The organism is Streptomyces sp. NPDC015171 (assembly GCF_043079545.1).
Classification (GTDB): domain Bacteria; phylum Actinomycetota; class Actinomycetes; order Streptomycetales; family Streptomycetaceae; genus Streptomyces.
In genome coordinates, this window is sequence record NZ_JBIBUO010000042.1 from 1 (window position 1) to 6,664 (window position 6,664).

The window sequence follows — 6,664 nt, forward strand, 5'->3', positions numbered from 1 at the left end:
CGCCCACTGCTCGTCAGAAAGATCCCCTCGCCCCACACCGCGATCATCACGGCGCAGGGCGAACAACGAAGCCCACTTCTAAAACACCCCCTAGCCTGTTTGCGCCGGGTGTAGAGCCATCCGGCGCCCGCCACAGCGGCAGGGGCCAGGGTCAGGACGACGACGACCCACCAGTGGAAACAGAACGTCCACCTGGTTGGCGCGCTTGACGAAGCCGGGGCTGATCTCGACGCCGCCCGAGCGGCCACCCGAGATCTGACCAGAGCCTTCAACCAGCGCGGCTGAGACGTTCTGCCGGCATCGCCTCTTGCATACGACCCGCTCGACGAATGAGACCACGAACGCCGACAGCCAGCGCCCAGAACAGAAGAGGAAGAGCGGCGACCCGTTCCATACCTCCCATGCCGAGACCGAGGTAGTGACGGGAGAGGAACAGCCCGAAGGCCGTGATCGCTGTGGCTCCCAGCAGGCTGGTGCCCCACCGCAGGGGGGTCGGTACGTGTTCTGCCAGACCGAACCCCGCCACGACGAGACTGATGTTGCCCGCTGCCATGATCAAGAGGGCGCCCAAGACATGCTGGTTCTCGTTGACGTCCGCAGGAGCCAGCCCGGCCAACACGAATCCCACGCCGGCACCGGCGAGCAGCAGACGGGCCACGGCAGCGGCCCGTCCCCTGTGCCAAAGGGCATCACCGGTCAGGGCGGCACCTACCACGAACAGCACCCCCAGGGCGACGAACGAAACATTCATCAGACCGTGCTCGGGGGAACAGATATACCGCGGCTCAGGATCTGGCTGCAGAGCGCAGTGAGCGTTACCTAAGTCGCTGATGTTGTTCCCCGCCCAGCTATACGGTCTGGCCCAAGCCGACTCGGCAATCCAATGGATGACGAAGAACTGCACCACGCCCACGATCCATGCCGAGTACCCGATCCGGACTCTCACCTGTCCACCTTCCGCCACGCGAATAACGTGCGGACAGCCGATCATGCGGCGCCGGGCCCAGGCACTCCGACAAGCCCCCTGGACGACAGTGGGGCAGACCCTACTGCGACCGGGGGCAGGAGTTGCGGAACGAGCGCCATCACAAGTAGCGCCACAGGCGTTGCACACGATGCTGGCATCTGCACCGGCTCTGAGCTGCACAAAGTGGTCTCCACTCGCCTCGAGCCGCGCGGTCCGTTTCGGAGATCTCCGCTGCCGACGACTTCGAGCTCTGGCCGGTTGGCGAGCACGAGTCAGATGGCTACCCCGTGCTGAACGGGGAGCTGACTCCGGCGGAGGTCGGCACGGTGGTTACGTGGATCGCCGACTGCAACGACTTCGAGCCGGAGGGGGAGCCCGGGCCGTACCCGACCGACCCGCTCGGCACATTCCCGCACGGGCTGCTCACCATGCCTGGTCCGTTCGCCGCCGGCGGCTTCCGGGTGACCGACAACACCACCGACACTGTCTTCGTCGGGCGGGGCTGCTGCAACGGCCCGGAGACCTGGCGAGACTGGCTGGAGGTGCTCCACGGCACCGGCTGCGCCTACTTCGGCCACGATCCGTCCTCGATGGCCGAACGTCTAGGCGACATCGTCCGGTTGACGCTCGACGCCCAGCAATGAACAGCACCCTGCCGTACGGATAAACCATCCAATCAATAAACAAACGCGCCATAAGGTTCTAGATTGGAGTAAGGGGACGTGTCCTTCGACGACGCCGGGGCTCCAGAGCAACGTCAGGCCGGCGATGACCGCGTCGAGCCACTGCAAGAGTCGTTCGCCCTGGCGCTCGGTGACCTTCTGGGCGAAGGATCGGACGTGGCGCACCTCATCCTCAATGACTTCGGCAACGCCGTCGACGCGATTACAGCCGACCTGCCCCTGCTGAAACTCCTGGAACGAATGGCTGTCGAACAGGACTGACGGCCCTCGACCCGGGCGCGTACGCACACACACCCCGCCCTGTGGCGCCTGAGCCTGAACACCTTCTTGATCTGGCGCAGAGCTGCGTTGGTGCGGTCCAGCACGCCGAGGCGTAGCTGCTGGGTCGGGCGTGTGGACTTCACTTCGACGAGCAGCACCAGGTCATCGAAGACAACGATCCAGTCCACGCCGCGTCGCTCATCGCGGTGGGTGGGGTGCTCAGCGCTGGCTGGCCTCTGGTGGGTGGTCGTTCCTGGTGGGGGAGCGGGGTGCCCCTGTCAGGTAGCGGGTGTGCTTTGCGTTGCCCGGTAGCGCGAAGGCGGTGTCCCGTAACGGCTGACGAATGCCTGGCGGAGCGTTTCAGCGGTTGTGAAGCCGCATTGTGCGGCCACGCTCGCCACGGGTATGGAGGTGGAAGCCAGGAGGTAAGCGGCGGCTTCGATGCGTGCGTCGCGGACGAATCGGCCTGGCGCCTTTCCAAGGTGGTCGATGAACAGGCGGGTCAGGTAGCGTTCGCTCACCCCCGCCTCGGCTGCCAGTGCGGTTGCGGTCAGGTCGCCGGCCAAGGGCTGGCGATGTGGTCGACGACTCGCCTGACCAGGCTGTTCGTGAGTTCTGGTGTCGCTGTGAACATGCTCATCTGTGCCTGGTTGCCCGGCCGTTGCAGATAGGTGACCAGGCCGCGGGCCACTGAGCGCGCCAACTCCGCGCCGTGGTCCTCCTCGATGAAGGCGAAGGTGAGCTCCAGGGCACTGGTGACGCCCGCCGCCGTGGACACGCTTCCGTCGTGAATGTCGCGGACCTGGCCCGCGCACAGATGGCCACAGCCCGCGCGCGCAAATCGCAGCGCCTGCCGGGTTCCGACACAGGGTCCTGGCCATGGAGGAACGAGTGGTGGTCCTCGTCGGATACGACGAGGCCGAGTTGCTGGACATCGCTTGCGTGACGACAAGCTTGGTCACCGCCAACCGGCTCGGAGCCAACCCCGCCTATGACGTGAGCGTAGCCACCCCGGGAAGCCGTGCGATCACCTGCGACTCGGGACTGACGCTGCAGGGCCAGCGATCCCTGGAGCGGCTGCGGGGGCCGCTGGCCTCACTGATCGTCTCGGGAGGGTTCGGCCACGAGGCCGCGGCAGGCAACCTGCGGATCGTCGGCCATGTCCGGCGCCTGGCCAGGGAGAGCCGCAGAGTGGCCTCGGTCTGCACGGGGGGCGACCGTCCTGGCTGCCGCTGGTCTGCTCAACGGCAAACGCGCCACGACCCACTGGCGGTACGCCGAGCAGTCAGCCCGCGCCTACCCGGAGTGAAGGCGATGCCGCTGCGTCCAGTGCCGCTCCGGACGCCGGTGGCCCGCCCGCCGTCCTTGCCGGCTGCACAAACTCCGTTGCAGCACCACCCGCATCACCGACATCGTCAAAGCCGTCCTGGCCTTGCACCTCGCCACGGCAGCCTGAGATCGCTGCGGCCGGAGGCATGGACAAGGACAGCGCCACCATCCATGCCAGCAAGGGAGACCGCTCACCGTGACAGACGTCAGAGTCACCTATGACAAGACCGTCAACGCAGCGTACGTACACCTCACCGAACCGCAGGCCCGCATGAAGTCCGCGCGCATGTATCCCTGCGATCCAGTGGACGTCGACGGCATGATCAACCTCGACTTCGACGAGCAGGGCCGCCTCATCGGCATCGAGGTGTTGGCGGCCAGTTCAAAACTGCCCGAGTACCTGCTCCAGTCCGCGGAGCGACTTGATACCGAAGGTGCATGACCAGCCGAGCACCACGCTCGCGGCGAACAGGTTGGAAAAGGCTCACTGGCCACTCTTCTCACGGACCAGGTCGGCGATTCCACCGCCGTGATCGCGTCGCGAAGCCCTTGCCCGGGGAAGTCGTACACGCCATCAGGCTGCCGGCGGGATGTCTCGATCACGCTTCATTTGCGGTCAGTCTTCGGTGAGATCGGTCAACCTTCTATGAGGCAGGACACCCCCCTCCGGGCCGTTTCCGCGTGACAAGCGCGACAGCGTGACACCCCACCGACTGGTGATCACTTTCCGTCTCGATCGGCATCGGGCCGGAAGCGGCGGCCCCGCGCCCTGCAGAGCCCTGCCCGACCGCCAGCCCCTCGATGAGCACGCCGCCGCTTCCGCCCGCGCGTACGCGGCCGACCAGCGCGGGCGAGTCGACGTCCTCGCCTCGGTGCTGGAGGACGTCGCCGCCAACGGCTACCCGTCTCCGGAGACGGGCGTGCTGTGGGAGGAAGCCCGCGACGTCCACCTGGAGCGCCTCGCCGGTGAGCAGCCCCGTGTCGCCTGAGCATGCGCCGCGCCGGTCCCAGGTCGTCCTGGTGGAGCCCGCGCTGAGCCAGCTGGCGAAGCTCACTGCGAGCGAGACGCACCGCCTGGACCGTGCGATCGTTGCGATCAGCGTCAACCCCGAGCTGGGCACCCCAGTGCCCGACACCCTGCTGCGCGACCACGTCGATGACGTCGACAGAGTCCGCGTCATCTACTACGTCACGGCCCTTTGGCAGATCACCATCGTTGCGTACGTCGGAATCTGATCACGGAGCAGCGCCCCGGATCCGAGAGGGTCCGGGGCGCTGCTCCGTCTCCTGCTTGGGGTGCCGCTGGTCTCCGGTCCGGGTGCCGGACCGGAGAGCGATGACATTCGAAGGCCGGTCCCAGGCGTCACACGGCTGCTGCTAGCCGTCACACCCTCCGGCCTGACACGCTCACCGTGGCCGTGGCCTAGATGAAGGCCTGAAGCACAGAAATTGCATTGCCACGGGTTGTGGACTTGGTGGCTTTGTTCACGATAACGGCAGCATTCGCTCGCGGGTTTGGGAGGCAGCCGGCTTTCGCTGGGAATCGAGATGTTCACGGGCTGGACAGCACCGGCGATCGGTGGTCTGGGGGCGCTCACGTCGCCGGGGGTGTCCGGTTCGGCGGGGATCAGCGGTATGCGGCGAGGAAGGTCCGGACTCCCGCTTCGGCGTAGTGGTCGAGTTCGGGCTGGGTGTGCTGTGGGCTGCCGTGGAACATGGCCTTGTTCACCGGGATCCACAGCAGCAGGCCAGCGAAGTGGTTGGCGGCCAGGAGAGGGTCGTCGATCCGCAGTAGGCCCCGGTCGGCCAGACGGTGGAAGGTGTCGGCCAGGGTGGCCAGTACCCGCTCGAATCCCTGCTCGTACCAGGTGGCGCCCAGGTCGGGGAAAGCATCCGCGTTAGCGATGATGAGACGCCGCAGTTGGAGCACCTGCGGCTGCGTGAGCGTCGTCAGGAACTGGCGGGCCAGCCTAAGCAGGTTCTCCTCCAGCGCGTCCGCGTCGACGGGGACGCCGGCCACCAAATCGATCACTGCCTCGATCCGGTCGGTGGTGGCCAGGACGATCTCGGCGAACAGCTTCTCCTTGTCGGCGAAGTGCTTGTAGACCGTCTGCTTGGACACGGCGGCCAGCTTGGCGATGTCGTCCATGCTCGTGCCGGCGTAGCCCTTCTCCATGAAGACCTTTGTGGCGGCCTCCATGACCGCCTGGTGCTTGCGGGCCGAGCGTCCGCCGGGTTCGTTCGCTTCCATGTCCCCTCCTCCTAGCATCGGTACTGGACAGTCCAGTTCTGCTGCCAGTACTGTACCGTCCAGTTCGCCAGTACTAGACAGTCCAGTTCTGGCCGCGACTTCGGTTTAGGGGGATTCCATATGGCTCAGGCGATCCGTACACCGGCTACCAGCCGTGTTGCCTCGGCTCCGTTCGCCACCCGCGCGCTACTCGCCTGCGGGACGGTGGCAGGACCGCTGTTCCTGTCGGTGGGAGTGACCGAGGGACTGACGCGTACCGGCTTCGACTTCAGCCGCAACGCCATCAGCCAGCTCAGTCTCGGTTCGCTGGGCTGGATCCAGGTCGCCAGCTTCCTGGTCACCGGCACCCTGGTCGCTGCCGGCGCGGTGGGAATGCGGCGGACGATGGGCCGCACCACCGGCGGCATCTGGGGGCCGCGCCTGGTCGGCGTCTTCGGTGCGTCCTTCCTGCTCGCCGGAGCCTTCAAGGCAGACCCCGGTGCGGGTTTCCCCGCCGGCACGCCCGCCGGTCCCGCCACGCTGAGCGGGCACGGAACGGTCCACATGCTCAGCGGCACCGTGGGCTACCTCGCACTGTGCGCCGCGTTCCTCGTGCTGGCCCGACATTTCGCTGCCCACGGCCAGCGCGGCTGGACCCTGGCCTACCGCCTGCTGCCGCTAGTGATCATCACCGGGTTCGCCGCATCCGCCGCCACCGTGGCGGCCTTCACCGCCGCAGCCTGCCTCGGCCTGCTCGCGCTCACCGCAGCCACCACCCGGCTGGCCGGCCCAGCGCCCACCTCACGGCGGTAGCGGCTCCAGCTCCCACTCGAAGGCACTCGAAGGCACCAACCCGAGACCCCGCACTCAGACAGACAGGATGGTTCGTCATGACCGCACCGGTGACAGGCCCCGCCAGCTACTTCCCGTCGATCGAGAAGAAGTACGGCCGCCCGATCGAGGAGTGGAAGGCGTTGATCCGCACGTCGCCCCTGGCCAAGCACATGGAACTCGTGACATGGCTCAAGGCCGAGCACGGCCTCGGCCACGGACACGCCAACGCCCTTGTCGCCCACACCCTCGCCGAGCGCGCCAGCGACTAGAGCGTGTTTTAGAAATCGCTGCCCTGTTTGGTTGGCCGTCGGGGGAAGTCGCGGGCGGCCAACCAGATGGTGAGGTCGCGGGCGATGTCGT

The 6,664-nt window shown here is 66.8% G+C and carries 11 protein-coding genes and 2 pseudogenes; 9 read left to right on the forward strand and 4 right to left on the reverse strand.

The features are described 5' to 3' along the window. Nucleotides 1–268: 268 nt before the first annotated feature. Nucleotides 269–907 (reverse strand): DUF998 domain-containing protein, encoded by a 639-nt coding sequence (locus ACF073_RS41270; RefSeq protein WP_392076706.1) that lies wholly within the window; start codon nt 905–907, stop codon nt 269–271. A 347-nt stretch (nt 908–1,254) separates the two neighbouring features. On the opposite strand from ACF073_RS41270, the gene ACF073_RS41275 reads away from it, so the two are divergent. Continuing rightward, nucleotides 1,255–1,611 carry a hypothetical protein gene (locus tag ACF073_RS41275; protein WP_392076707.1) on the forward strand — a complete coding sequence of 119 codons (357 nt, stop codon included), beginning with the start codon at nt 1,255–1,257 and terminating at the stop codon, nt 1,609–1,611. A gap of 78 nt (nt 1,612–1,689) precedes the next feature. Further along, nucleotides 1,690–1,911 carry a hypothetical protein gene (locus ACF073_RS41280; RefSeq protein ID WP_392076708.1) on the forward strand — a complete coding sequence of 74 codons (222 nt, stop codon included), beginning with the start codon at nt 1,690–1,692 and terminating at the stop codon, nt 1,909–1,911. A gap of 278 nt (nt 1,912–2,189) precedes the next feature. On the opposite strand, the gene ACF073_RS41285 is transcribed toward ACF073_RS41280, so the two are convergent. Together ACF073_RS41285 and ACF073_RS41290 are read right to left on the reverse strand one after the other, a co-directional pair. Further along, nucleotides 2,190–2,477, reverse strand: coding sequence for a helix-turn-helix domain-containing protein (locus ACF073_RS41285; RefSeq protein WP_392076709.1), 288 nt, complete (start codon nt 2,475–2,477; stop codon nt 2,190–2,192). Then, a complete protein-coding gene (locus ACF073_RS41290) occupies nt 2,462–2,689 on the reverse strand; it encodes a hypothetical protein (protein WP_392076710.1) in 228 nt (75 codons plus the stop codon). Before ACF073_RS41290 ends, ACF073_RS41285 begins: the two co-directional genes overlap by 16 nt. A gap of 101 nt (nt 2,690–2,790) precedes the next feature. Here ACF073_RS41290 and ACF073_RS41295 point away from each other — a divergent pair. The 5 genes and pseudogenes from ACF073_RS41295 to ACF073_RS41315 form a co-directional block, all read left to right on the forward strand. Further along, nucleotides 2,791–3,217: pseudogene (locus tag ACF073_RS41295) on the forward strand (DJ-1/PfpI family protein); the annotation flags it as partial. Between the two features lie 66 nt (nt 3,218–3,283). After that, nucleotides 3,284–3,367: pseudogene (locus ACF073_RS41300) on the forward strand (IS5/IS1182 family transposase); the annotation flags it as partial. Nucleotides 3,368–3,436: 69 nt separating this feature from the next. Next, the gene (locus ACF073_RS41305; protein WP_392076711.1) at nt 3,437–3,682 is read left to right on the forward strand and encodes a DUF2283 domain-containing protein; all 246 of its coding nucleotides are present in this window, start codon (nt 3,437–3,439) and stop codon (nt 3,680–3,682) included. Nucleotides 3,683–3,938: 256 nt separating this feature from the next. Further along, a complete protein-coding gene (locus ACF073_RS41310; protein WP_392076712.1) occupies nt 3,939–4,229 on the forward strand; it encodes a hypothetical protein in 291 nt (96 codons plus the stop codon). Beyond that, complete coding sequence (locus ACF073_RS41315) at nt 4,219–4,476, forward strand: hypothetical protein (RefSeq protein ID WP_392076714.1); 258 nt, start codon at nt 4,219–4,221, stop codon at nt 4,474–4,476. The genes ACF073_RS41310 and ACF073_RS41315 overlap by 11 nt, the downstream gene beginning before the upstream one ends. 391 nt (nt 4,477–4,867) lie before the next feature. Here ACF073_RS41315 and ACF073_RS41320 read toward each other — a convergent pair whose 3' ends face one another. Further along, nucleotides 4,868–5,491 carry a TetR/AcrR family transcriptional regulator gene (locus tag ACF073_RS41320; RefSeq protein ID WP_392076715.1) on the reverse strand — a complete coding sequence of 208 codons (624 nt, stop codon included), beginning with the start codon at nt 5,489–5,491 and terminating at the stop codon, nt 4,868–4,870. A gap of 204 nt (nt 5,492–5,695) precedes the next feature. Here ACF073_RS41320 and ACF073_RS41325 point away from each other — a divergent pair, with 204 nt between their 5' ends. Both ACF073_RS41325 and ACF073_RS41330 read left to right on the forward strand, forming a co-directional pair. Next, a complete protein-coding gene (locus tag ACF073_RS41325) occupies nt 5,696–6,283 on the forward strand; it encodes a DUF998 domain-containing protein (RefSeq protein ID WP_392076716.1) in 588 nt (195 codons plus the stop codon). Nucleotides 6,284–6,360: 77 nt separating this feature from the next. Beyond that, nucleotides 6,361–6,573: a DUF4287 domain-containing protein gene (locus ACF073_RS41330; protein WP_392076717.1), complete on the forward strand. Its 213-nt coding sequence runs from the start codon at nt 6,361–6,363 to the stop codon at nt 6,571–6,573. Nucleotides 6,574–6,664 lie beyond the last annotated feature (91 nt).